Below are 24,966 nucleotides of genomic sequence, written 5' to 3' on the forward strand. Positions count from 1 at the left end.
GGTATGATACGGTAGTGAGCATACTGTCAGCCCGGCCGGAGCATGCGCCTGCGGCCTGCGTGCGCCGTGCCGAACAGGCCTTCGAGCACCTGACCGCGCCGCTGGCCGCCAAATCAACGGAAGATACGGCCTTTTACCGCTACGGGCGCCTGATCTCGCGCAACGAGGTAGGGTCCGACCCGGCACGGCTCGGCCTTGCGGTTGCCGGGTTCCATGCCGGTTGCACCGCACGCGCGCACGCGCGCCCCGCCGCCATGCTCACGACCGCGACCCACGACCACAAGCGTGGCGAGGACAGCCGCGCCCGCCTTGCCGTGCTGAGCGAGATGGCGCCCCGGTGGCACGCGCAGGCCAGCGAATGGTTTGCCCGCAACGGCGCGGAAACAGCGATCGGGCCGGACCGCATTGATGAGCTGATGCTGTACCAGACCATGCTCGGCGCGTGGCCACTCACTCCCTTCGCCAGCGTAACTACGCGTGAGGCGTGGTGCGAACGCATCGTGCAATGGCAGACCAAGGCCCTGCGCGAGGCCAAGCGCCATACGAACTGGCTCACCCCCGATACGGCATATGAAGACGCCTGCACGGCCTTTGCGCGCCGCCTTGCCGCCAACGGCGCGTTCATGGCGCGGATGGACCAGGTGGTGGCCCGGATGGCCCCGGCAGGCGCGCTCAACGGGCTGGCGCAGACCCTGCTGCGGCTGACCACGCCCGGCGTGCCTGACCTGTATCAGGGCTGTGACCTGTGGGACTTCAGCCTCGTTGACCCCGATAACCGCCGCCCGGTTGATTTCGGCCTGCGCCATGCGCTGCTCGAACACGCTGGCAGTTTTGATGCCTCCGCCGCCACATGGCGCACGGGCCAGGTCAAGTTCGACCTGATCCGGCGCATCCTGTCGTTTCGGGCACGCTATCCCGACCTGTTTGCCAAAGGGCACTACCAGCCGCTGGAGGTGGAAGGGGCGGACCGCGACCATGCCATCGCCTTCCTGCGGCAGCATGACGGGTTCAGCCTGCTGGTAGTGGCCCCGCGCCTGCCACTGGGCATGGAAATACAGGCCGATACGCTGGCGCCGGGGCGCGATATGGCGCTGCGCGTGACCCTGCCGCAGCCCGTCGGGCCATGGCATAGCCTGCTGGGTGCCTTACCGGTGCAGGCCACCGTGCCGTTTGCGCGCGGGCAGGTGCCCCTTGTCTGCCTCGTGCATGATGCGGGTGGGCGGGGCCTGCCCTGAATCAGGCGGTGGCGAGGGAACGCAGTCCGGTAAAAACGATTTCCTCGCCATCATAAACCGGCCGGTCATAGCGGAAGCCGGTCAGGCTCTCGATCACGCTGACCGGTATGTCAAAAAACACATCCACGTTCGTGCGCGTGCCCGCCTCGGCGCGGGCGGCTTCGATGATGGTCCTGCTTTCAGGCGGAAGGGTGCCGATGCACTCAAGGTTATCGTGCCCCTTGGCGGCCTCGTGGGAAATGTTCCACCTATTGTACATTTTCCCCTGGTCGTCATAGTCATACCCGAAGCCTATGCTCATCATGGTTGTTTCCAGCACGCAGCAGCCCACAATGCTATGCCGGCATCTGAAAGGCAGGTGAAGCGGCTCGCTGTCTGGCAGGTATTCACACTGGCTGGACCACAGGATGGTCCACCCCGTAGGCATGTCGGCGATGGAAAAATCGGCCTCGCGTGCCTCATCCTCGATCCCGGTATCCTCAAATTCCATAAGGGCGAGTATTTCTTCACGGCGCACGCCATGGAACGCCAGATAGGATGCATTAAAACCCATTACTTAAATCCTGAATATTATATTCAACATATATATAAAAATGCCATAATATTAATAATCACGCAACCATGCCCATTACCTGTGCCTGCATGATGTAATGATTGGCCGGGCGCGTTTTTATCTGGGAGTATGGCATGGTTTTGTCCGCCTCTGGTTTGACGGGGGGATAGAAAAAATTTATTCTGCCGGGTCATTTATGTATTAGCCATGATGGCGGATTTGAAAAAGCGGCATACAGAATATTTCCAAAACGCATTTGCATGAATGATCCTGTCATGAAACTGGTGGATTTTTCGTGACAGGCACCCGGCAAGCAGAGGTTTGAACGTGAACGGTTTTCCTGACGACCCGAAAAACATGCCCACCCGCCTGGGCCGGAGGGGGCTGTTTGCCGGCTCCCTGGCCTTTGGCGCGCTCGCCGGTGGCCGGTGGGCATCCGTGCCTGCAGCAGCCGCCGCCCTGCGGCGCACGGCGGTGCCCGGCACGGTGCCCCGGCTTGTGCCCATGCGCCCCCATGCCGACCAGATAGCCGATATCAAGGTCTGCCTACGCCCGTTCCGCGCCGCTGGCCCCCGGCTCGATGTCGAGCGGGTGGGCGGGAAGGTGGTCATCCATAATTACGGTCATGGCGGCAGCGGGTGGTCGCTTTCATGGGGGTCGGCCGAGATGGCAGTGGGCAAGGCGGCGGCCCTGTCGCCCCGGCGCGTGGCAGTAGTGGGGTGTGGCGTCATTGGCCTGACCACGGCGCTGACGGCGCAGCGCGCGGGGCTTGATGTCACGATCTATACGCGCGACCTGCTGCCCCACACCCGCTCGGTCCGCGCCAATGGAAGCTGGACACCGGATTCACGCGTGGCGCTGACCGCCCCCGCAGGCCCGCAATTTGCCGATACATGGGAGCGGATGGCCCGCTATTCATGGAAAAGCTATCGCGATTACCTCGGCTTGCCTGGCAACCCGATCGACTTCCGGGACAGTTATGTCCTGTCCGACACGCCTTTTGACGCGCCGGAACCCGAGCCGGAAAATCCGGACCACAAGGGCGACTACGCCACGACCGGCATGCCGCAGCAATCGAGCGAGTTTGCCAGCTATGGCGAACGGATACGCGATATCATTCCAGCATCCGAACTGCTTTCCGCACAGGAAAATCCGTTTGCGGTGCCCTATGCCCGGCGCGAGCCGCTGATGATCTTCAATTTCGGGGCATATGGTCATCTCCTGCTGTCCGAGTTTTATCAGGCGGGAGGGCGGATCGTCATCCGCGAGTTCCATACACCGGCCGACATGAAGACATTGCCCGAGCCGGTCATCATCAATTGCCCCGGCTATGCGGCGCGTGACCTGTGGGGGGACCGCTCGCTCATTCCCGTGCGTGGCCAGACCGCGTGGCTGCCGCCGCAACCCGATGTGGCTTATGGGGTGCGCTACAAGGGGGCCTCGGCGCTTTCGAAAAGTGATGGCTTGATGATACAGGGGTTTGACATGTCGGGCTTGGGTGAAATGGACGGCGTGGGCAACAGTTTTGAACATGCCGACCGCAGCGAGGCGGAAAAGGCGATTGGCATATTTGAAAATCTTTTTGCCCGTTTTCCCGCGGGGCAGGGCTGATGCGCGGCCTGCAGGCAAGGCTGCGTGATGCCGCGCTGGGGGCGGGGCTGCTGGCGCTGAGCGTGCAGGTGGCCCATGCGGCACCGGCGCGGGCTGGTACGTCCTACTACACCGCCGCGCAGGCCGGGCGGGGGGCTACGGCCTACCAGCAGTTCTGCGCGGTGTGCCATGGGGCGGATCTGGGCGGAGCCTTTGACGTGCCGCCGCTTGTGGGGCGTTTTGCCGCCAACTGGGCAGGGGCGCCATTGGGCGCACTGTTTGACTACATGTCAAAAGCCATGCCGCTTTTTGCCCCCGGCACGCTGACACCTGAGCAGAATGCGGATCTGCTGGCGTTCATGCTGCGTGAAAACGGCGCGCCCGCAGGCAGCCGTGATCTTACCCCCGAGGGGTTGAAAACCATGATGTTTCCTAAAATGACGTTCGCCACCGTGAAGTAAAATGAGGGCAGGGCGCGGCTAATGGTGGAGCATGCCCATGCCCGCCTGCATGGCGGTATGTAGCATGTCAGACCACAGGCCGCTCCTGCCGCCTGGCGTCCCGCCTTCGGCCGGGGTGTCCAGTTCCCGGCCGTTTGTAACGGGCAGCCCGTCATCATCAAGCGGAACGGAGCGGGCAGTACAGCCTGCTACCATCATGAAACAGGCCAGCATGGCGGCAGCCCGCATTCAACCCGGCCCGCTGATCTGGCTGTTCGATACATCTATTGTCTCTGGTGCCCAGTGAACCAGGAAAAACATGCACGCTCCACGTCATTGCCCAAGACTGACACGATCTTAACCGGTGCGGCTGCGCAACAGCCGTAACGAAACGTGATGTTTGATTGCGTCATGTAAAAGGGTGCTGCATCACGGTACAGAGAGATTGCAGCCCCGGGCCGGAACCCGTGCTATGCTGCGACGTTGGATGCGCGTGGCGGGCATGCCCCACCGCACCCATATAAACCTCGTGACAGTTCCAATACCCACAACGCAGATGCAAGGGAGATGGACATGCCGAAGTCAGATCATGATGTAAACATTCAGGAAGTTGAACTGCGGGCGATCAGCCTGTGGAACAAACAGCACCCTGACCGCCCGTGGCGGCGGTTGAGCAACCTGCATCGCTACCGCAGGACCACGCATGCCCTGCAGGGCATGCCCGCCTTTCCTGAAGAACAGGCGCAGTTCCGCTACCTCGCCACCCATGCCATGACCATGTCGCACGCGAAAAGCTGCGCGTGAAGCCGGGGCAGAGCGAACTGCTTCCTGTTCCTGGTTGAAGCGTAACAATATCAGACAAAGCGGGGCTGCGTGTAGCAGCCCCGCAAAAAGCATGCCGTGACACGTCTGCCCTATTGCAGGGCGGACGGACTGTGCAGGTTCTGGTGGTTGGAAGACATACCGGGACTTTCCGGGCCTTTATTGGCGGCGGGTTGACGGGTCAAAGGCTGGTCGGGCTGGTCCGCGGGGGCGGGCCGTTCGCTCTTTTCAGGCAGTGGCACGGTCTTGCGGTCCTGGGGATGCGCCCGCTCGATGGATGAGGGGGAATTATCGCCCGGCAGGTCCACGCTTTTGTCGGTCGGGTGTTTCTGGGCCAGGGCGACCGGCGCGCTGGCCATGAGCAGTACGCCCGTTACTGCAAGGGCAGAAATAATACGCATGTTGTCCTCTTTCCGTGTAAAGAAGCACGCATGGGTAAAAATGGCTTCGGGGCAGGCGCCCTGCTGGTCGTATCGTGCGGGCGCGGGCACAGTTCCGGTTGCTGCCTGAATATTATGGAATATGATTTTCCCTGAAATAGTTTGAAACTTCATGAACGTGATCATGTTTGTGCTGCCATATCCACGCCTTGGTGGCAACGTATGTCATCCATCGCCTGCCACCCCTGAAATGGTAATGGAGAGCAAGACATGACAATATCAGAACAGGAAAAAGCGGATTTCTTTGATTCCGATTTCTGCCAGCACAAGAATTTCTGGCAAAAACGTAAGGTTTCCGTCCTGACGGATATGGTGTTTGATTTCCATAACCGGAAGTATTCCCGCCATGTCAGGAATATTGCCCGCAGGCAGCCGGTGCGCAGAATCCTCGTTACATCCGTGCGGGTGCCAAAACGCGAGCGCATGCTGCATGATGTGTTCAGGCGCCTGAGAAATACAAAGCATAAGGTGGATTTCGTTACAGCCCAGATGCGCGACAGGGGCAAGTTTGGCAATATCAATACAGCCCTCGCAACAGTAAAACTGCAGGATTATGACTGGGTGGTCATTACTGATGATGATGTTGCCCTGCCGCCGCGTTTTCTTGATGGGTTCATATCGCTCTGCGAGGTCATGGGGCTGAAAATATCCCAGCCCGCCCATCGTTACCATTCCTATACATCCTTTACGTTCAATTACCGCAAATGGAACAGCCTCGGGCGTATTACCCGGTATGTGGAAGATGGGCCGGTGACCGCCTTCCATCGCGATGCCATGGCCTATGTCTATCCTTTCCCCGAATTGCGCTGGGCGTGGGCGACGGACATCGCGTTCTGCAACGCGGCACGCCACAACCACCATAATGTCGGCATTGTGGATTATACGGCCATAGAGCACCTCAAGCCCGCGGGGCAGGACTACCCCATGCAGGCGGCCAAGGCCGAGGCGCGGGCGTTCCTGTCGCGCCAGGCGCTGCGGCCCGACCGGCGCGAACTGTTTCGCAACATGGAAATCCTGCGCGATATCCAGCCCGACCACCTGAGCTATGATGTACCCTGCCTGATGGGCATGCCCGCCACATGGCCTGTGGCCCAGCCATGAGGGGCACCGGCCTTTTCAATAATACCCTGGAATTGTAAAGGTTCCTGATGAAGCTTTTTTCAAAAAGCTTTGGCAGGCATTGCTTTTTTGAAAAAAGCTTTACAGATCAGGATATGAAACCGACATGACCCAGGGCCACGACCCGCTGTCCACGCTCGAGCAGGAGCGTCTGGCCGTGCAGATCTGGCAGAATGCCTTCCGCGCGGCTGTGCTTGACCTTGATGAAGCCGGGCGGGCGGCGCTGCTGCGGCGGCTCGGGCGGTTCGGGCAGGTCATGACACAGGGCCGCGAGGGGGCCAGCCGTGTCAACGCCCGCGCCGTGCGCGACCATGCGCTCGCCGTACTGGCCGAAGTGACGCAGGCCGCACGCGAGCAGGTGCCCCGCGCACATGTGCCCCAATGGTGCCGCGATGTGCCCGATTGTGACTGATGCTGCATAACCGTATGTATTCACGCGGCTGTTGTCTGCCTGAGCCTGCCGGACCATCATGGCGCGTGTAGGCATGAGGAATGGAGGCAGGACGTGATTGACCGTGAATTGCAGGGGCAGTTGCTACGCCACATGGCCGATCAGGGCGGCACGACCACCCTGCGGCCCGTGCAGGCGGCTGATGAGGAAAAATACGCCCGCAACCTGATGGACCTTGAATTGCAGGGCCTGTGCAAGGGCGGGGTGGGCATACGGCCCACGGGGCTTGGCATTACGGGCGAAACCAGCCTGACGCCTGCCGGACGCGCTTACCTCGACCGGCCTGATGACATGCACGTCACACTATCGGGGCCCGCAACAATAAAAGCGTTGCGTCAGCGTATTGTCGATGATCCCGACCTGTCTGATACGGAGCGGCACAGCCTTGACCGTGCGGTTGAGACCATGCACCCGCTGGCGCTCAAGGCGCTGGGGCAGGACCTGCTGGCGCGAGCCGTGCAGCATGACCCCGATGCCATACCGCTTATTCGCAAGCATGTGGGCAAGCTGTAAACGGATATGGGGCAGATTGATTTATTTTGCGGATATAAGATACATTGATATAGAATTATCATATAACTATTATGTAAATAAAAATTAAGCACGGCAAGTAATTTTAACTGATACAAAGTATAGGACAAAAGGGTAGGGCAATTTATTGCATATCTGCCCAGCTTCCCCGAGCCTGCGCTTTTGCACCCATCTCTGCGATAAATCGCGCCATCTGTCCGGGTAACGGCGCCTTCCTCGCCATGTCTGCCCGGGCGGATCGGCAGGATCGAGCAGTCGGGACGGAATTGTAAAATGCGCCATTCAACACAGACCGGCCAGCGGGGCGAGGCGGGGCATTTTTGCGCAGCGGGCCGGTGGCGCGAGACCTTTGCCACCCTGTTGCGCGCGGCTGTTCTGGGGCTGCTGGTCGTGATGGGGGGCTATGGGCCACACGGGGCCCGTGCGGCGGATGATGCTGCGGCCCCTGCGCTCACCCATGGCATGACCGCCGATCAGGCGCGGCAGGTACTGGCGGTGATCAATGATCCCGCCCGTCGCGCCGAGTTTGAAAATACGCTTGCCGCCATTGCCTCCCAGCTTCCGTCAGCACCCGCCCCGGCCCCCGCGGCACCTGCGCACGCGGCGGCCCCGGCGCAGGCACTGACCGTGCAGCCTGATAGCCTGGGCAGCGACCTGGTGCAGGACACCGAAGCCCTGCGGGCCAGCCTGATCGTGCAGGCGCAGCATTTTGTCGCCCTGTTCGGGGATCTGGCGTTCGTTGTTCACTGGACCCATACCATCTTCGCCGATCCGCAATCACGGGGCATCCTGCTTGATGCGGTAGGAAGGGCGACGCTGATCCTGCTGCTGGCGCTGGCGGCCGAGCATGGCGTCTCGCTGCTGCTGCGCAAGCCCCTGCGCGGGGTGACCGCACGCGCGCTGGCAACTGAAAAGCGCCTCAACCTGCCCGATGCCGCAACGGCTGCGCCAGCCCCCGCCGCAACAGCCGCGCCCGACGCGGAAGGCACCGGCCAGCAGGCCGCTACCGAGCAGGACATGCAGGCCCAGCACGCCACCCTGCGCCTTTTGGCGCGCGTGCCCTATTCGCTCATGCACCTGCTTATCAAGCTGGTGCCGGTAGGGCTGTTCTTTGGCCTGGGCACCGGTTTTGCCTATATGCTGACCACCACCCACCAGGCCATGCTGGTCACGCTGACGCTGACCAACGCCTATGTGGTGGCGCGGGTGGTCTACCTGCTCATGGAAACGCTGTTCGTGCCGCATTCGCCTGCCATCCGGCTGTGCGGCGCCAGTGACCAGACGGCCTTCATGGTTACGCGCTGGCTCAACTTTCTGGTTGCCGCTCCCTCGGTCGTGGTGTGCCTGTCCACGCTGGGCGGCGTGTTTGACATGCCAGGCCGCGGCACGGAGGCCATCATCCGCTCGGTCGTGCTGATCGAGCATGTGCTGGTGGCCATCTTTACGTGGCGGGTGCGCAGGCATGTCGCCTCGGCGCTGCAACCTTCGGCACACCTGCTCCAGCAGCCGTTCTGGGCGTTCGTGGGCCGGCTTGTGTACCTGTGGTGGGTGCCAGCCATGTTCTTCAACTTCGCGTTGTGGTTGATCTGGGCCACCCACATCCAGGGTGGGTATGCGTGGATCATCCGCACGGTCATCCTGACCACGGCGGTCGTGATCCTGTCGCGGCTGTTCTCGGTGCTGGCCTATAATGTGCAGAACCGGCTGTTCCAGATCTCGCCCGCCATGGAGGCGCGTTATCCCGGCCTGCAGGCGCGGGTAAGTTATTATTATCCGGCCGCGCGCAAGATCCTGTCCTTCCTGCTGTCATTCGCCACCGCCATCGTGTTCCTGCAGGCACTCGGGCTGCCCGCCATTAATTTCCTGTTCCACGGCAAGCTGGGGCAGAAGGTGATGGGCACGATCAGTTCGGTCATCGTTGCCTATACGGTGGCGGTGTTCATCTGGGAGGCCGCCAATGCGGTGTTGCAGAGCCAGATCGCGCGCTTCGAGAATTCATCGCAGGAAGGCCGCGCGAGCCGCCTGCGCACCGTGCTGCCCATCATCAAGACCGTGCTGCTCGCACTGATCATCATCATCGTCGCGGTAACCACGCTGTCACAGATCGGCATCAACGTGGCCCCCCTGCTGACGGGTGCGGGCATCATGGGTGCGGCCATCGCCTTTGGCGCGCAGAGCCTGGTCAAGGATTTCATCACCGGCTTCTTCATGCTGGTGGAAAACGCCATACAGGTGGGTGACTGGGTCACGGCGGGCGGCGTGTCTGGCACGGTGGAGCATCTGTCCATCCGCACCCTGCGGCTGCGCTCGGTTAATGGCGACCTGCATATCATCCCGTTCTCCGGGGTGTCGTCGATTGCCAATACTTCGCGTGATTACAACCTTGTCGTGGTCGATGTCATGATCGACCTCAGCCAAGATACGGAGCAGCTGACCAGAATACTGCAAGAAGAACTGGCCGCCCTGCGCAAGATCCCGCGTTTTACGCACCTGATCCTGTCGGACTTCACATTTCTGGGCATTGAACAGGCTGATGGCAATGGCGCGCGCTTTCTTGGCTCCATCCGCACGGCGCCGGGGTCGAAATGGACCGTGTACCGCCAGTATTACAGCCGCGTTGCGGTGCGCATGAATGCCGAGGGCATCAAGTTCCCCGTGCCAAGCTATCTCAACTTCGTTGATAACTGGGCAGGCAACGAACTCAAGATCGATGCCGCACCCAAGGCGCCCCCACAGCAGGGGCAGGGCTGACAAAAAAAGCCCCTGCCACGAACCGGGCAGGGGCCTTGCAAGGTGTACTGCGTTACGCGACGCGCAGCGTTACCTTGTGCAGTTCCTTTTCCACCTTCGCATCGGGGTGGCCGACATGGAAGGCTTCAGCGGGCAGCAGCTTGAGGTCGGTGATGGTGTCGAGCGGCAGGATGCTCCATTCACCCATGGGGGGCACGCGCTTTTCGTGGGCATCCTCGCCACGATAGATCAGCACCTGCGGCTTGCCGTCGCGCTCGCCGAGCGCGTGGGGGGAGCAGATGTAGTTCTTGGCATCGAAAGTAAAACCGACAACGGTTTTCTTGCTGATGGCATCACGAAGCATGTTTTCAACGGACATGGCTGTTTTCCATTCTGGCAGATATTGACACGTTCCCGCATGTTATAACGGGCTGCGAGCGTTATAGCCTGTCTGGCCCGGCACAGAAGGGGCGGGGGTGGTTCATTGTTGCAATACTGCCCTGCACGGGTCCGTGCCGCATTCAGGAAACCGTATCGAACAGCAGCTTGAAATTGAGCACGAGGATCACCGCCGTCACGATCCATGACAGGAGGGCCACGGGCCGCGATATGGCAAAAGGCCCCATCTTGCGCCGGTCTGACACGAACATGACCAGTGGCACGACGGCAAAGGGCAGTTGCATGGACAGGATGACCTGGCTGAGCATGAGCAGCCGCCCCACGCCCTGGTCGCCATAAAGGGCGGTTACCGCCACCACCGGGACGATGGCCAGCCCGCGCGTGAGCAGCCGCCGCGCCCAGGGCGGCATGTGAAGGCGCAGAAAGCCTTCCATGATGATCTGGCCTGCGAGCGTGCCGGTAATGGTGGAGTTGGTGCCTGCCGCCAGCAGGGCCACCGCAAACAGCGTGGACGCGATGCCCAGCCCCAGAATGGGGGAGAGAAGGCGGTAGGCATCCTCGATCTCGGCCACGTCCTGATGGCCGCTTGTGTGAAAGGCCGCTGCCGCCACGATCAGGATGGCGGCGTTGATGAACAGCGCCAGCATGAGCGCGATCGTGCTGTCCCATGTGGCCCAGCGGATTGCGTCGCGCCGCCCGGGTTCAGTGCGGGGAAAGGCGCGGGTCTGCACGATGGAGGAATGCAGGTAGAGGTTATGCGGCATGACCGTCGCCCCGATGATGCCGATGGCGATATAGAGCATCTGGCTGTTGGTCACGATCGTGGTGCGGGGGATGAACCCTGCCAGCATGGCGGCGACAGGCGGATGGGCTGCAATAACCTGTACCGCAAAGCACAGGGCAATGATGCTGAGCAGCCCGATCACGAAGGCCTCGAGGTAACGGAAGCCCCGGTTCATGAGAAAGAGCACGATAAAGACATCGAGCACCGATATGATCGCCCCCATGAGCAGGGATATGCCAAACAGCAGTTGCAGCGCCACCGCCGTGCCGATGACTTCCGCCAGGTCGCACGCCGTGATGGCCAGTTCGCAGGCCAGCCACAGCACGATGTTCACGGCAGGGGGGAAGTGGTCGCGGCATGCCTGCGCCAGATCGCGCCCGGTGGCGATGCCCAGCCTGGCCGAGAGCGATTGCAGCAGCACGGCCATGAAGTTTGACAGCCCGATAACGGCCAGCAGCGTATAGCCAAACTGCGCGCCGCCCTGCAGGTCGGTGGCCCAGTTTCCAGGGTCCATGTAGCCGACCGAGACCATATAGCCCGGCCCCATGAAGGCAAGCAGCCGCCGCAGCCATGAGGCCCCGGCCTGCGGCACCTGCACGGAGGCAAACACTTCGGGCAGGCTGTTCTGGTCAGGCCCGGATGTTTTTTCAAACCGCCAGGCGGCATTCCGGGTAGCGCGGGGCGGGGCAGGGCGGTCTGGCATCATGGTATGAGTTACATCGTATTTGCCTGAAATATGCAATACGCTATATTAGATAGCACAAGAAAATATTATCAGGCTATGGTATGTTCGGGAGCAGGCGAAACGTCCCTTGCAAAACATGGTTGCTGTCTCGATCAGAACCAGTTTGAACGGATAAATTCGAACTGGTGAAGATGCTGTGTAAAAATGAGTTAGAGTGATTCCACTGAGCCAGAGTTCAATGGAATTACTCTAACTAGGTATATAGGCCCCCAAAAATAGCTGTGTTTGCGATTATTCCGCAATCAGCGCTTTAGGGTGCCGCCAGCCTGTACGGGCAGGCATTCATATGGCCACGGGGCATGGGTCTGCCGCATGGCCATATGCGCGCGTCCTGTCGCCGTTAGCGTATAGCACTGCCAAGCGTGGCGCTGACCACGCCTGCGATGACGCCGGTGGTGACAGCGGTCAGCAGGTACTGGTTGCCATAGCGCATCCACTGATAGCCTGAGGGCGGGGCGGAAAGGCCACGGTGGCTCTGCCAGTCATTGACAATCCAGCGGCTGTTGCGCGGGCCATCATAACGCTCGCCCTGATGCCACACGCGGTTCATGTCCGGGTTATTGTCATGCCAGCCGCCATCGCGGTTGCTACCGGGTCCTGCCATGCGGTGGTCGGGGGCGCCATGCGGGGCCGGGCGGTGCGCGGGGCCGGGGGCCGGGCCACGATGATCGGGGGCTGCATGGCGATCTTCATGCGGGCCTTCATGGCCAGCGGGGCCACCCATGCCACCCGGACCGGGTGCCTGCGGCCCCCCAAAAGGCTGGGCCTGGGCAGATGTGGCAAAGCCCATAAGACATGCTGCGCCAAGCGCCAGAAAAGAGTGTTTTTTCATTATGTTTACAGGCCTGATCCTGAGTGTTGGGTCAACCCTGATCCCGCGCGCTGCAGGCAGGGTTAAAAAATGATGATTATTCCCGCACGGCATGACGCCATGCCGCGCGCGGAAATCAGAAAGCACAGGGTTCCGTCCGGTCCATTGTGGTCACGAAATCAGAGGGCAGACTACCAGACCGCATATTCCTATGATCGTGAATATCTGGTCATAATGATGCCGCCTGCTGTTTTGTGCAGCCCCATGCAGACATCACGGCCAGCCCGAGGAATAAAATAATCAGCATTATTCGCTCAATCCGTTGCCGTTGCGCCAATACATATACAGGCATATTCATATCTGGAATATGGCAATTTCAATAAGTTCCGTAATAAGGTATGTCTGCTATTATCATACGCGACTGAAATGAAACCCGCGCAAAGCCTTCTTATCGCCCCGTGTCAAGCGCGATCCGCCCGGCGGCGGCCAGCGCCACATCGGCCTGCGGGGTATGAATACGCGCGCAGAGCACGTTGCGGTAATGCCGCTCGAGCGGGTTATCCTGGCTCAGCCCCGGGTTGCCAATGGCGGCAAGGCCGAGTTCGACCGACCTGATGGCGTTTTCCGTGACTACATGCTTGGCCAGATTGGCCTCATGCGCGGGGTAATTGCCGCTTTCGGCCCTGGTCAGCGCGGTTTCAATCAGGCTTTCATTGACCATCAGCAGGGCATCGATCTCGCCCAGCAGGGTCTGGAAACGCGGCAGCGTGGCCAGCGGCTTGCCCAGCGCGGTTGGCACGCGCTCATGCAGGAAAGTAATCAGCCAGTCCCGCGCCGCGCGGGCGACGCCATCATACAGGCTGGCAATGGCCAGTACATGCCCAAGCACCAGCGAGCCGTCGCGGTTGTGCCATTCTTCAGGCGCGCGCAGGTCCACCAGCGCCGTGTCGGGCAGTTCCACGTTATCGAACACGACCGTATGGCTGCCGGTGGCGCGCATGCCCATCTGGTTCCAGCTACGCTCTATGCTCACGCCGGGCTGGGTCAGGTCCACGAGCACCTGCCCCACGCGTGGCTCCGGCTCATCGGTCGCGGCCCAGACCGTGCCCCAGCGCAGGGCGGTGGACCCGGTGGAATAGATCTTGCGCCCGTTCAGCCGGGGCTTTCCATCAACCCAGGTGATGCGCGTGCCGGGCAGCCCCCCGCGTGAGGGCGTGCCCAGTTCAGGCTCGACCCGCAGCGCGTTGATCAGCGCGCCCTCGCGCAGGGCGGTCTCGATTACCTGCCTGCGCGCGGCCTGCGGCCAGTTGGCGGCCTTGGCAATGACGGCGTGCTGCAGGTAATGCATGCCCACAATCAGCGCCGTGGTGGGGTCGCCTTTTGCCAGCGTGCCGATCACCTCGACAATCTGCCGCAGGCCGCCCCCCTGTCCACCATCCGCGCGGGCTATGGTCAGGCCCAGCAGGCCAGCTTCGCGCACGTCATCAAGGTTGTCGGTTGCAATCTCCCCCGATCGGTCATAAGCCGCCGCGCGCTGCGCAAAACGGGCTGCCATGTCCGTCAGGGCGGCTTTGCTCTGTGCCGGGGCGGGGGAGGGCGTTGCGTTCATGGATCACCTGTTTCCTTGCTACGGCTGTTCATGCCTGCGTGTGGGTGAAAGCACGCAGATGGTACCAAATGTCGTATCTGACAGATACGGCAGAATTATAACGCTATCAATAGTGATTTTATGGTTTCACCATAATTAATAGTTCCATAAGGACCATTCTGGCCCGGTCGGGCTGAAAGCACGGAAGTATGCGGGCAGGCCGGGGGGCTGCAAAGCGGAAAAAAGATTTTACGCCCAAAACGACTGCAGCCCGAAAACGCTTATGTTCCGGTCACTTTTCCGGCCGCCGGATCATCAGGGCGGAAGCTGCGGCAGGCTTCCTGTTTGTTGCTTTAACGATATGATAAGGCAAGTAAAAAAATATCCGTTGCGCGCATATGGTTCTGCCGATAGGGCGGGGTGCGTGTTATACAATGCTGCATTTATTTTGTGGGTGTTCTGGTGGTCCTGTTTTTCTCCGGCCTGATTGCGCTTGTGCTTCTGGTCGCGCTCAATATATTTATTTCGCTATCGGAAATATCATTTGCTGCCGCCCGTGATGCCCGCCTGCGTTCCCGCGCCGAGGCGGGGGATGAGCGGGCCGTGGCCTTCCTGAAATTGCGGCGCAACAGCGGGCAGGTCATGACCGTGTTGCAGATATGCCTCAACGGCGTGGGCGTGCTGGGCGGCATGATCAGTTCGCAGATGCTCTCCCCCTCGCTCACGCATGGCTTTACGCAGTGGGGCCTGAGCGAGGCTACGGCCGGGACGCTGGCCTCCGTGCTGGGGTTCATGCTGGTTACCGGCCTGTTCGTGCTGTTTGCCGATCTGTTGCCCAAGCGCATCGCCATGAACGCGCCTGACAAGATCGCGCTGGCCGTGGGGTGGTTTCCCGCCCTGGCGTTGCGGCTGCTCTTTCCCATCGTGTGGGTGTTTTCCAAGGTATCGGATGCCATCCTGCACGCGCTGCGTATTCCAGCGGCCTCGGCGGTGGAACCCGTAACGCCCGAGGACCTGCGGGCCATTCTGGCTGCCGGTACCGCCTCGGGCGTACTGCTCGAGCAGGAGCACCAGATGATCCAGAACGTGCTGGGGTTGCAGGACCGCTCCATCACCTCCGCCATGACCCCGCGTGACGAGATCGTGTTCCTCGACCTGCAGGAAACCACCGAGATGCAGAAGGTCAAGGTGCGCGCCAAGCCTTATTCCCGCTACCCTTTATGCAATGGCGGGCTGGACAACGTGGTGGGCTCCATCCGGGCGGAAGACGTGCTGGCCGCCGTGGTGGACCGCGACCCCGCCAGCCCTGAGCCGCCCATGCGCAAGGGTGGTCCTTCGGCTGAAAGCCCGATCTTTCAGGTGCGCCGCGACGTGCTCTCGGTGCCCGAAACCATCAACCTGTGGGACACGCTGGCCCAGTTCGACATCCATGGCGTAGGTTTTGCGCTGGTGGTGAATGAATACGGGCTGGTGGTGGGGCTGATCACCTTCAAGGACATCATGGGGGCACTGATGGGGGGCGTGGCCAATCCGTTCGAGGAGCAGTTGATCGTGCGGCGCGACACCAATTCGTGGCTGATTGACGGCGCGGCCTCGATCGGGGATGTGCGGCGCGAACTCGACGCCAGCGACCTTGATGAAGCAGGGCCGTTCGATACGATCGGCGGCTTCATCATGCACCGCCTGCGGCGCATGGCGCGCAAGGCGGACCGGGTCGAGACGATGGGCTTCCGCTTTGAAGTGGTGGACGTGGAAGGCTTTCGCATCAACCAGCTTCTCGTGACCCGCCTGAACGGGTAGCGGGCCTGCCCGCAGGCGTCAGTTATCTTTTTGGGGCAGGGTGATGGATTGATACTCCAGCACCGGACCGTCGTGACGGGTTGATTTTATCTTGTCCGTCAGCGTGACGGACTGCCCCAGATAAGACGTGAACTCGCTGATTGAATTCTTCGGGTCATGTTCGGTGATCGGGAGGAACGTCGTAGGCGTTACGTTACTGTCGTCAATGAAGTCACCTTCTCCCGTATTTTCAACTTCCTTGAGCCGGTAAGGCGTATCCGTTTTCAATACAGCGTATTTATAGTAAGAACCTGAGTGTTTATCCCTGGTTTCAACAAACTCTATTGTGCCCTTGAGCGTAATATCGGATCCGTCATCTACAGTAGTCGTGTAGTTCGGTGCGGAGTATTTAATAACCAGACTGGTGTCATTATCAGTGCCCGCATGGCCCGGGCTTGAAAAACCACAGAGAAGGGAACCAGGAATGATGAATGATGATGTAAATATCTTGCCCCATGAGACAACAGTGCGGCGCATATCAGGTTCCGGGCTTGTGTTGCAAGAAAGGGGTGAACCGAACGCCAGCAGGCGGCGCTCATCCACGTAATAGAGCCTACTCTAAACGGAATTCCCTGATTGTCCAACGCGCTGGCGGCAAAGCCATGCGGCCTGTCCTTGCATGGCCTGGTTCATGGTCCGTCAGTCCATGTGCAACATGTCAGGCTCAGGAGGCTGGCAGGTTTTGGCGGGGAAATGCGGCAGCGCGGTACACCCTTCGGGCGTGTTGTTGCGCAGGCATGTGGCGAAGTCGGCAAAGGCGGCCCCGCGCGGGTCGGACGCTCGCCAGACCAGCCCGATCGTGCGGCTTGCGGCGGGAATGGGCTGGACGGTGATCAGTCCTTCCCACTCGCCACGGTTGCGCAGGGCGAGGCGGGGAATGAGCGAGTAGCCTTCGCCCGCGCCAATCATGTGCCACAACATTTCAAGGCTTGCGGCAAGGCGTTCGGGCTCGTGGTGTGTTGATGACATGCCGCACAGGGCCAGCGCCTGGTCGCGCAGGCAGTGGCCGTCCTCGAGCAGGAGCAGGTCCGGTCCCTTCAGGTCGGGCATGGTCAGGTTCTTGCGCTCGGCCAGAGCATGCTCGGCGGGGAAGGCGGCGAGGAACGGCTCGCTGAATAGCGGCACGCTGTGAAAGCCCTCACCACTGACCGGCAGGGCCGCGAGCACGATATCGAGTTCATCATGGCGCAGCATGCGCAGCATGATGTCGGTCAGGCTGTCGGTCAGGCGCAGTTGCAACTGCGGGTAGTTGCGGCGCAGCAGCGGCAGCAGGTTGGGCACGTAATAGGGGCCAAGCGTTGCAATCACGCCAATGCGCAGCAGTCCCTCAAGCGGGCCGGTGCGCACGCGCGCGGCCTCGATCATGGCGCGGGCGGCAGCCAGCACTTCGCGCCCCATGCCGATCAGCCGCGCGCCATCGGGCGTGGGGGCGACATGGCGGCGCGAGCGTTCAAACAGGACCACGCCCAGCAGGGCCTCGAGCTTGCGCACCTGCTCCGACAGGCCGCCCTGGCTCACGCCGCACCGCTCGGCAGCGCGTGAAAAGTTGCGCAGGTCGTCCACCGCCACAACATATTCGATATCACGCAGGGAGAGGCCGGAGAGAGGAATGTAGGTCATGCATATAGATAGAACCTATTTTGGATCATTTGTAAAAAGGTTTCTCCTATCACAGACATTGACAGAAACTGTTTCTGCGCATTTCGTGAGCGTGGGATAAGAACCCGTCGATAACTGACACGCGAAACCAAGGAGCATTCCAATGGCACGCATCAATGACTCGCTGAAACCGTTCGCAACCGACGCTTTCCATAACGGCCAGTTCATCAAGGTGACCGATGCCGACGTGAAGGGCAAATGGTCCGTTTTCTTCTTCTATCCGGCGGATTTCACCTTTGTCTGCCCGACGGAACTCGAGGACCTCGCTGATAATTACGCGGCCTTCCAGAAGCTGGGCGTGGAAATCTACTCGGTCTCGACCGACAAGCATTTCACCCACAAGGCATGGCATGACACGTCGCCCGCCATCAGCAAGATCAAGTATGTCATGCTTGGCGACCCGACGGGCCATATCGCACGTAATTTTGATGTGTATATCGAGGAAGCCGGCGTAGCCGATCGTGGCGCCTTCCTGCTCGACCCCGAAGGCAAGATCCAGTACATCGAGATCACGGCAGGCAGCGTTGGCCGCAGCGCAGCCGAACTGCTCTCCAAGATCGAGGCGGCGCAGTATGTCGCCTCCCACCCCGGTGAAGTCTGCCCCGCGAAGTGGAAGGAAGGCAGCGAAACGCTGACCCCCTCGCTCGACCTCGTCGGCAAGATCTGATCCCGGCCTTCTGGCCCGGCCCCGCCTTCTGGTGCGGGCCGGGCCAGAACCCCGCACACCCTGCCTGAAAAAGTGGAGAGACGTGCCATGTTGCAAGATGCCATCAAGACGCAGCTCAAGGGTTACCTCGCCAGCCTCGCGCACCCCATCGTGCTCGAAGCCTCGCTGGATGACACCCCGCCCGCGCGTGAGATGCATGAACTGCTGCACGAGGTCGCCGCCCTTTCCGACCGGGTGCAGGTCAGTGAACAGGGCGAGGCCACGCGCAGGCCCTCCTTTGTCATCAAGCAGGCCGGGGCGAAGACGGGGAGCGTGAGCTTTGCCGCCATCCCCATGGGCCACGAATTCACCTCCTTCGTGCTCGCCATGCTGCAGGTGGGGGGACATGCGCCCAAATTCTCCGATGACATGGTGACCCAGATCCGCGCCCTGCCGGGGCAGTATGATTTCGAAACCTATGTGGCGCTGTCATGCCAGAACTGCCCGGACGTGGTGCAGGCGCTCAACGCCATGAGCGTCATCAACCCCAATATCCGCAACGTGACCATCGATGGCGCCCTGTTTCCCGATGAGGTGACGGCGCGCAACATCATGTCGGTGCCGCAGGTCTACCTCAATGGCAGGCTGTTCGAGACCGGCCGCGCCGATGCGGGGCAGATTCTCGCAAAGCTCGATGCGGAGGCGCCAAAACGTGCCGCAGCAAAACTGAAGGATATCGCGCCCTTTGACGTGCTGATCATCGGCAGTGGCCCGGCAGGGGCCTCGGCTGCGGTCTACGCGGCGCGCAAGGGCGTACGTACCGGGCTTGTGGCCGAGCGTTTTGGCGGCCAGATGATGGATACCGAAGGCATCGAGAACTTCATCTCCGTGCCCGAGACCACCGGCCCCAGGCTCTCGGCGGCACTCGAAGCCCATGTCCGGGCCTATGATGTGGATGTGATACCGGGCGAGATCGCGACCGAACTCTTCCCCGCCGTCCATCCCGGTGGCCTGCATGGCGTGGCGCTGGAAAGTGGCGCGATCCTGCACGCCCGCACCATTATCGTGGCCACCGGCGCGCACTGGCGCCACCTCGGCGTGCCGGGCGAGGAGGAATACCGCAACAAGGGTGTTGCCTACTGTCCGCATTGCGATGGCCCGTTCTACAAGGGCAAGCGCGTGGCGGTGGCAGGCGGCGGCAATAGCGGGGTGGAGGCGGCCATCGACCTTGCCGGTATCGTGGCGCATGTCACGCTGCTCCAGCGCGGCTCCCACCTCAAGGCCGACAAGGTGCTGTGTGACAAGCTCGCCACCCTGCCCAACGTGACCGTACTGACCGAGGCGCTGACAACCCGCATCGAGGGCAATGGCCGCAACGTAACCGGCCTGACCTATCGCGGTGGCGACGGGGCGGACCATCATGTCGATCTTGAGGGCGTGTTCGTCCAGATCGGGCTGCTGCCCAATACGGACTGGCTGAAGGACACGGTGGAGCGCAACGCGTTTGGCGAGATCGTGGTCAATGACCATGGCGCGACCTCGGTGCCCGGCGTGTTTGCCGCAGGCGATGCCACCACCACGCCCTACAAGCAGATTGTCATTGCCATTGGCGAAGGTGCCAAGGCGGCGCTGTCGGCATTTGATTACCTCATCCGCGTACCCGCCGCGGTGGAGAAGAAGGTGCCGGCCTGAACAGGGTCTGTTCCCCAAGCTTCGGATAACGCCGCCTTTGTGAAAAAAGGCGGCCTCCAAAACCCTTATTATCCTGTTGCCTGCCATATGGCAGGCAACCCGTGCTGCTGCCTGCCGTTGGGCCAGAACAGGCAGCATGCAGGGGCCAGCTCATACCCTATGAGGGGTCAATCGGGTCGCTACTGCACGAAAGAGCCTGCATCATTTCGTACGGAGGCAGAGCAATGGCCTACAGGACCATCAATCCGTTTACCAACGAGACCCTCGCTACATTCCCTGACCTGACAGATGCCGAACTGGCGCAGAAGCTCGATTGCGCCCAGGCAACCTATAAACAGTGGTCGAAACAGCCCTTCAGCGCACGGGCGGCCATTGTGGGGCGCGCAGCGCAGCTCCTGCGCCAGAACAACGAGCATTACGCCCGCCTGCTGACACTCGAGATGGGCAAGCTGTACCGCGAGAGCCTGGCGGAAGTCGAACTCTCGGCCGATATCTTGCAATACTACGCCGATCATGCCGAGGAATTCCTCGCCCCCCAGAAACTGACCGAAAAAAGTGGCCGGGGTGACAATGCCATGCTGGTCAGCCAGCCGCTGGGCATCGTGTTTGCCATCGAGCCGTGGAACTTCCCGTATTACCAGCTTGCCCGCGTGGTCGGGCCGCAGTTCATGGCGGGCAACGTGGTGGTGGTCAAGCATGCCTCCAACGTGCCGCAATCGGCTGCCGCTTTCGAGCAGCTTTTCCGCGATGCTGGCGCGCCGGAAGGGCTTTACACCAACCTGTATGCCACGCGCGACCAGCTTGGCGAGATCATTGCCGATGACCGGGTGATTGGCGTGGCGCTGACCGGCAGCGAGGGGGCAGGGGCCATTGTGGCGGCGCAGGCGGGCAAGGCGCTGAAAAAAACCACCATGGAACTTGGCGGGAGCGACGCCTTTATCGTGCTGGATGATGCCGATATGGAAAAAGCCGTCAAATGGGCGGTGTGGGGGCGGATGAACAATGGCGGGCAGTGCTGCGTTGCTTCCAAGCGCATTATCGTGGCGGACGCGATTGCCGATGAATTTCTTGACCGCTTCGAGACCGCCCTGGCCAAACTCGTGCCCGGCGACCCGATGGATGAGAAAAGCGGCGTGCCGCCCCTGTCATCCCAGGCGGCGGCCGACCAGTTGAACGATCAGGTCGCCCTTGCCGTCAAGCATGGTGCCATCGCCATCCGCGTGGGCGAGGCCCCGCCCGAGACCGGCGCTTTCGTGCAGACAACCATCCTGACCGGCGTCACGGCAGAAAACCCGATCTTCCATCAGGAACTGTTCGGCCCCGTGGCCATGTTCTTCCGCGTGGGCGATGATGAGGAGGCCATAGCGCTTGCCAATGACAACCCGTACGGGCTGGGCGGCTCGGTCTTCACCAGCGATACCGCGCGCGGCGTGCGGGTGGCCGAGCAGATCGAGACCGGCATGGTCTATATCAACCACCCGACATGGACCACATGCGACCTGCCCTTTGGCGGGGTCAAGCGCTCGGGGTTCGGCCGCGAACTGTCCTCGCTCGGCATTCAGGAATTCGTCAACAAGAAGCTGATTGACGTGGTGCCGATCGACGCTGCCCCTTGATTTCCTGATAAAAGCTGCGGATGCCGCCTTTGTCCGGAAAGGCGGCGTTACCGGCAAACCCGCCTTTACGAGGGATGGGGTGCGGCAGGCAGCGCCGCACTGGCATGCGCGCCGTCCATCGCCGCGGGCTGTGCCGCAGGCTGCGGGGCGGTTGCGGTGCGCGCAGCCGCTGGCAGCCAGCCGCCCTCGAAGCCCGCGCGTTCAAGCCCTGTACGGATATAGGGGCTGCGCCTCATCACGTTCCACACCAGCCCGCTGCGCCAGTTTTCAATCATGAGCAGGATCGGCCCCTGGTCGATGCCAAGATATTCATGGTCGGTCCAGAATGTCTTTCCATCGTGAAAGCTGGGGTTGAACGCATCCACAAAACCGTATTTGCCGTAAATCTGCTGGCCATACCGCGCCTTCATGTCGTGCAGGGTGGGCAGCACGATCTCGGGTGCGAAGGCTATGGAACCGGCAGCGGCAGTCGGTGCAATGGTGCCGTCATCGAGCGTGTAGTCACGCCCTGCGCCACGGGCGGAATAGGCCAGGAAATGCCGTGGCTGCCCGTCAATCTGCTGCGTGGCGTCACCCGGGCCATCACATGCGGTCAGGCCCCACATCGTGGCGCTGTAGCCCTGCCATTTGCCGGGGTTGGCAACGGCATAGGCCTGCTGGGCATAAACCGCACGGCGGCTGTTCTCGAAATAGTCGATCTGCTTTTCGCGCGTCCACGCATCATGCAACCCGCGAAAGTCGATCCATGCATGGGTGTACTGGTGGCCGAACAGCGGGGCGAAGTTGAGAAAGGTCTGGCCGTAATAATCGCCCCAGCGCTGGTTGTTGGTGGCAAGCCAGGCCTGCCACGAGGCGGGTTCCAGCCCGTGGGGCGGCGCGCCGAGGGCAAGGATGTAGGCCATCATGCCCTCGCTGTAGCCTTCCCAGTAATTGAGGATGAACTGGTGCTCGGGGCTCCAGCCCATGCTCAGCCGGTTATCGGGCCTGCGCATCCACTGCCAGTCCACGCGCCCGTACAGTTTGTCCGCCAGGGCGCGGATTTCGCGCTCGGGCGCCGTATCGCGCGTGTAATAGGCCTGTGCGAACAGCACGCCCTGCATAAGCAGCGATGTATCGATGCTGGAGAGTTCGATATCGCGGTTGAAGCGCAGCCCGGTCGTGCGGTCGAGAAAGTGGTAATAAAAGCCGTGATAGCCAGCGGCTTTGTCCGGGCTGTCATTCTGCGGGCTCTGCATCAGGTAGCGCAGGGTGGCAAGCGTGCGCTGCACCGCCTGCGTGCGGGTGATATAGCCACGCTCGGCCCCGATGCCGTAAGCCGTCAGCCCAAACCCCACGGACGCGACACTGCTCAGGGTCTGGGGCGAGGGGTAGCGGTCGGGTATGAGGCCGGTGCGCGGGTCGCCCGCATCCCAGAACCACTGGAAGGTGCGGCGTTCAAGGTCATTGACCATGATGGTGTCGGCGGCACTGGCCCTGACAGGCGCGGCGGCTGCGGTCTGTGCGGGGACTGCCGGTGTTGCGGCCCATACGGGTGGCGCGGACGTGCAGCACAGCACTACCGAGAGGGCTATGCCTGCATAGCCCCGCATGTGGGTAAATCGCAAAGCCCGGTCTCCTGCCAGATGCTCATGCCGTTATGAATTCAGATCAGGCATGATGGCAAGATGCGGGCATGACTTTGGGCGCCGGAGTTGCATTGCAAATTGTAACGTCTTGCCACGCGCTTCATGCATGCCCCGGCATGGAGCACGCAACAGGCGCATACGTCAATGCGTGGTGGCCGGGGCGGTGGCTGCTGCCTGCCAGCCCAGGCCGAGCGCCTTCTGCACGGCGATGTAATCCGTGGTCATGCTGGCACGCGCCTGCCCCTGCTGCTGTTCGATCTGGATGCGCTGGCGTTCAACATCCAGCGCGTCAATGACCGAGAGCGTGCCCGCGCGCTGGCGCTGCTGGGCCAGTGTCCATGACTGGTCGGAGGCGGTGCGGGCTTCATCGAGCTTGAGCACGTATTCGCGCTGGTGGCCAAAGCGCGACAGGCTGCCTTCCGCATCCTGCAGGGCCGCGAGCACGACGCTCTGGTAGTGCGCCAGTGCTGCGTCACGCCCACCCCTGGCCTGCCCCACGCGCGCATTGGTGCGGGCAAAGTTCAGGATGCTCCATTCCAGCGTTGGTCCACCCATGTAGGAAAAACTGTCACCCGAAAAAAATCGCTGCCCGTTGGCTCCGGTAAAGCCCACCGTGCCAAACAGGCTGATCTTGGGGAAATACTGGCCAATGGCCTGACCGATCTGGGCATTATTCGCCGCGATGTCACGCTCGGCTACGCGAATGTCGGGCCGCCTGCGAATCATGTCGGCAGGGTTGCCCACGGGCACGACCGCAGGCGGCACGGGCACGGGGGCGGGGCTGGCCAGCATGGCGTCAAGCTGGCCGGGTTCGCGGCCCACAAGGGTGGCGAGCGCATCCATGTAGCTGGCCTGCTGGGCCTTCATCGGGGCAATGGCGCCCTCGACCTGCGCAAGCTGGCCTGCAAAGCGGGCCACGTCCTCCTGTGATACGGTGCCCTGGGCACGGCGCTGGCGGGTCAGGTCGAGCATCTGGCGCTCGATCGTGATCGTGCGCTCCATCAGCGCCAGGCGGTTCTGCACATCGCGCAGGCTGACATAGTTGCGCGCCACATCGGCCACGAGGCGCAGCCTTGTATCGGCCATCTGGGCCAGTTGCGCCTCGCTTTGCGCGCGCGCGCCTTCATAGCCGCGCCGGTTGCCGCCAAAGGGGTCGATTTCCCAGCTTGCGTCAAAACCCGCGCCATAGGAATCGGACTTGATGGCTGGCGGCAACGTCAGGGCCTGCTCGGCCCCGCTGCCGCCAAGCACGGACGTAATATCACCGGTGGGGATGCGCGTGCGGTCCCAGAAGGCGGCTGCCCCACCACCGGGGAAGAAGCCCGCAAAGCGCTCGCGCTGGGTGGCGCGGGCGGTATGCAGGCGGGCTGCGGCCTGCTTCACGTCCGGGCTGTTTTGCAGCGCGGTGGTGACGAGCGTGTTCAGGGTCGGGTCATTGAGTCCGGTCCACCACTGCGCCAGCGGCTCCTGCGCCGTGGTGCGCGCGGGATCAGCGCGGTTGAAGGCCCGTGCATGTTCTGCCACGGGGGCCACATGGGGCGGCCCCTTGTAGTCCGGCCCGATCGAGCAGGCGGCAAGGGGGAGGCTGGCAGCAATACCCAGCGCGAGGCAGCGTGGCGTGCGGCACAGGGAGGGGAAAAGGCGCGTCATA

Annotated in this window: 23 protein-coding genes and 1 pseudogene; 12 read left to right on the forward strand and 12 right to left on the reverse strand. The window is 61.7% G+C overall.

Annotation, left to right across the window (positions count from 1 at the left end; genetic code table 11):
• Positions 1–1,235, forward strand: a pseudogene (locus GXY01S_RS10755) (malto-oligosyltrehalose synthase); the annotation flags it as partial.
• 1 nt (position 1,236) lies between these two features.
• Here GXY01S_RS10755 and GXY01S_RS10760 read toward each other — a convergent pair.
• A complete protein-coding gene (locus GXY01S_RS10760) occupies positions 1,237–1,788 on the reverse strand; it encodes a hypothetical protein (protein ID WP_061274946.1) in 552 nt (183 codons plus the stop codon).
• Positions 1,789–2,157: 369 nt separating this feature from the next.
• Here GXY01S_RS10760 and GXY01S_RS10765 point away from each other — a divergent pair, with 369 nt between their 5' ends.
• Together GXY01S_RS10765 and GXY01S_RS10770 are read left to right on the forward strand one after the other, a co-directional pair.
• A complete protein-coding gene (locus GXY01S_RS10765) occupies positions 2,158–3,399 on the forward strand; it encodes an FAD-dependent oxidoreductase (RefSeq protein WP_174520950.1) in 1,242 nt (413 codons plus the stop codon).
• A complete protein-coding gene (locus GXY01S_RS10770; protein ID WP_061274948.1) occupies positions 3,399–3,839 on the forward strand; it encodes a c-type cytochrome in 441 nt (146 codons plus the stop codon). The genes GXY01S_RS10765 and GXY01S_RS10770 overlap by 1 nt, the downstream gene beginning before the upstream one ends.
• 18 nt (positions 3,840–3,857) lie before the next feature.
• On the opposite strand, the gene GXY01S_RS10775 is transcribed toward GXY01S_RS10770, so the two are convergent.
• The gene (locus GXY01S_RS10775; protein WP_156470309.1) at positions 3,858–4,037 is read right to left on the reverse strand and encodes a hypothetical protein; all 180 of its coding nucleotides are present in this window, start codon (positions 4,035–4,037) and stop codon (positions 3,858–3,860) included.
• Between the two features lie 354 nt (positions 4,038–4,391).
• Here GXY01S_RS10775 and GXY01S_RS10780 point away from each other — a divergent pair, with 354 nt between their 5' ends.
• Positions 4,392–4,622 carry a hypothetical protein gene (locus GXY01S_RS10780; RefSeq protein ID WP_242501290.1) on the forward strand — a complete coding sequence of 77 codons (231 nt, stop codon included), beginning with the start codon at positions 4,392–4,394 and terminating at the stop codon, positions 4,620–4,622.
• A gap of 110 nt (positions 4,623–4,732) precedes the next feature.
• On the opposite strand, the gene GXY01S_RS10785 is transcribed toward GXY01S_RS10780, so the two are convergent.
• Positions 4,733–5,041, reverse strand: a complete 309-nt coding sequence (locus GXY01S_RS10785) for a hypothetical protein (RefSeq protein ID WP_061275011.1) — start codon at positions 5,039–5,041, stop codon at positions 4,733–4,735.
• Between the two features lie 258 nt (positions 5,042–5,299).
• The gene (locus GXY01S_RS18985; RefSeq protein ID WP_242501291.1) at positions 5,300–5,512 is read right to left on the reverse strand and encodes a hypothetical protein; all 213 of its coding nucleotides are present in this window, start codon (positions 5,510–5,512) and stop codon (positions 5,300–5,302) included.
• A 36-nt stretch (positions 5,513–5,548) separates the two neighbouring features.
• On the opposite strand from GXY01S_RS18985, the gene GXY01S_RS10790 reads away from it, so the two are divergent.
• The 4 genes from GXY01S_RS10790 to GXY01S_RS10805 all read left to right on the forward strand — a co-directional run bounded on the left by GXY01S_RS10790 (position 5,549) and on the right by GXY01S_RS10805 (position 9,932).
• Positions 5,549–6,181 carry a glycosyltransferase gene (locus GXY01S_RS10790; RefSeq protein ID WP_242501292.1) on the forward strand — a complete coding sequence of 211 codons (633 nt, stop codon included), beginning with the start codon at positions 5,549–5,551 and terminating at the stop codon, positions 6,179–6,181.
• 124 nt (positions 6,182–6,305) lie between these two features.
• On the forward strand, positions 6,306–6,611 hold the full coding sequence (locus GXY01S_RS10795; protein WP_061274958.1) for a hypothetical protein: 306 nt from the start codon (positions 6,306–6,308) through the stop codon (positions 6,609–6,611).
• 93 nt (positions 6,612–6,704) lie between these two features.
• Positions 6,705–7,163 carry a hypothetical protein gene (locus GXY01S_RS10800; protein WP_061274960.1) on the forward strand — a complete coding sequence of 153 codons (459 nt, stop codon included), beginning with the start codon at positions 6,705–6,707 and terminating at the stop codon, positions 7,161–7,163.
• 291 nt (positions 7,164–7,454) lie between these two features.
• Positions 7,455–9,932 (forward strand): mechanosensitive ion channel family protein, encoded by a 2,478-nt coding sequence (locus GXY01S_RS10805; protein WP_082770841.1) that lies wholly within the window; start codon positions 7,455–7,457, stop codon positions 9,930–9,932.
• Between the two features lie 52 nt (positions 9,933–9,984).
• Here the strand turns inward: GXY01S_RS10805 and GXY01S_RS10810 are convergent, their stop codons facing one another.
• The 4 genes from GXY01S_RS10810 to GXY01S_RS10825 all read right to left on the reverse strand — a co-directional run bounded on the left by GXY01S_RS10810 (position 9,985) and on the right by GXY01S_RS10825 (position 14,259).
• Positions 9,985–10,290: a hypothetical protein gene (locus tag GXY01S_RS10810; RefSeq protein ID WP_061274962.1), complete on the reverse strand. Its 306-nt coding sequence runs from the start codon at positions 10,288–10,290 to the stop codon at positions 9,985–9,987.
• Between the two features lie 142 nt (positions 10,291–10,432).
• Positions 10,433–11,800: an Nramp family divalent metal transporter gene (locus tag GXY01S_RS10815; RefSeq protein WP_061274964.1), complete on the reverse strand. Its 1,368-nt coding sequence runs from the start codon at positions 11,798–11,800 to the stop codon at positions 10,433–10,435.
• 379 nt (positions 11,801–12,179) lie between these two features.
• Positions 12,180–12,671: an RcnB family protein gene (locus GXY01S_RS17200; protein ID WP_242501293.1), complete on the reverse strand. Its 492-nt coding sequence runs from the start codon at positions 12,669–12,671 to the stop codon at positions 12,180–12,182.
• Positions 12,672–13,098: 427 nt separating this feature from the next.
• Complete coding sequence (locus GXY01S_RS10825) at positions 13,099–14,259, reverse strand: acyl-CoA dehydrogenase family protein (protein ID WP_061274966.1); 1,161 nt, start codon at positions 14,257–14,259, stop codon at positions 13,099–13,101.
• Between the two features lie 441 nt (positions 14,260–14,700).
• Between GXY01S_RS10825 and GXY01S_RS10830 the strand changes: the two genes are divergently transcribed.
• A complete protein-coding gene (locus GXY01S_RS10830; protein WP_174520951.1) occupies positions 14,701–16,038 on the forward strand; it encodes a hemolysin family protein in 1,338 nt (445 codons plus the stop codon).
• Between the two features lie 18 nt (positions 16,039–16,056).
• On the opposite strand, the gene GXY01S_RS10835 is transcribed toward GXY01S_RS10830, so the two are convergent.
• Together GXY01S_RS10835 and GXY01S_RS10840 are read right to left on the reverse strand one after the other, a co-directional pair.
• The gene (locus tag GXY01S_RS10835; RefSeq protein WP_207207894.1) at positions 16,057–16,620 is read right to left on the reverse strand and encodes a hypothetical protein; all 564 of its coding nucleotides are present in this window, start codon (positions 16,618–16,620) and stop codon (positions 16,057–16,059) included.
• Positions 16,621–16,716: 96 nt separating this feature from the next.
• Positions 16,717–17,697, reverse strand: coding sequence for a hydrogen peroxide-inducible genes activator (locus GXY01S_RS10840; RefSeq protein WP_061274972.1), 981 nt, complete (start codon positions 17,695–17,697; stop codon positions 16,717–16,719).
• Between the two features lie 142 nt (positions 17,698–17,839).
• On the opposite strand from GXY01S_RS10840, the gene ahpC reads away from it, so the two are divergent.
• The 3 genes from ahpC to GXY01S_RS10855 all read left to right on the forward strand — a co-directional run bounded on the left by ahpC (position 17,840) and on the right by GXY01S_RS10855 (position 21,690).
• Positions 17,840–18,403: an alkyl hydroperoxide reductase subunit C gene (gene ahpC / locus GXY01S_RS10845; protein ID WP_061274974.1), complete on the forward strand. Its 564-nt coding sequence runs from the start codon at positions 17,840–17,842 to the stop codon at positions 18,401–18,403.
• Positions 18,404–18,490: 87 nt separating this feature from the next.
• Complete coding sequence (gene ahpF, locus GXY01S_RS10850) at positions 18,491–20,074, forward strand: alkyl hydroperoxide reductase subunit F (RefSeq protein ID WP_061274976.1); 1,584 nt, start codon at positions 18,491–18,493, stop codon at positions 20,072–20,074.
• A 224-nt stretch (positions 20,075–20,298) separates the two neighbouring features.
• Positions 20,299–21,690: an NAD-dependent succinate-semialdehyde dehydrogenase gene (locus tag GXY01S_RS10855; RefSeq protein WP_061274978.1), complete on the forward strand. Its 1,392-nt coding sequence runs from the start codon at positions 20,299–20,301 to the stop codon at positions 21,688–21,690.
• Positions 21,691–21,755: 65 nt separating this feature from the next.
• Here the strand turns inward: GXY01S_RS10855 and GXY01S_RS10860 are convergent, their stop codons facing one another.
• Positions 21,756–23,141 carry a glucoamylase family protein gene (locus GXY01S_RS10860; RefSeq protein WP_255210425.1) on the reverse strand — a complete coding sequence of 462 codons (1,386 nt, stop codon included), beginning with the start codon at positions 23,139–23,141 and terminating at the stop codon, positions 21,756–21,758.
• Positions 23,142–23,456: 315 nt separating this feature from the next.
• Positions 23,457–24,965 (reverse strand): efflux transporter outer membrane subunit, encoded by a 1,509-nt coding sequence (locus GXY01S_RS10865; RefSeq protein ID WP_110570423.1) that lies wholly within the window; start codon positions 24,963–24,965, stop codon positions 23,457–23,459.
• Position 24,966 lies beyond the last annotated feature (1 nt).

The organism is Komagataeibacter xylinus NBRC 15237, from assembly GCF_001571345.1.
In the GTDB taxonomy this organism is placed as follows: Bacteria; Pseudomonadota; Alphaproteobacteria; order Acetobacterales; family Acetobacteraceae; genus Komagataeibacter; species Komagataeibacter xylinus.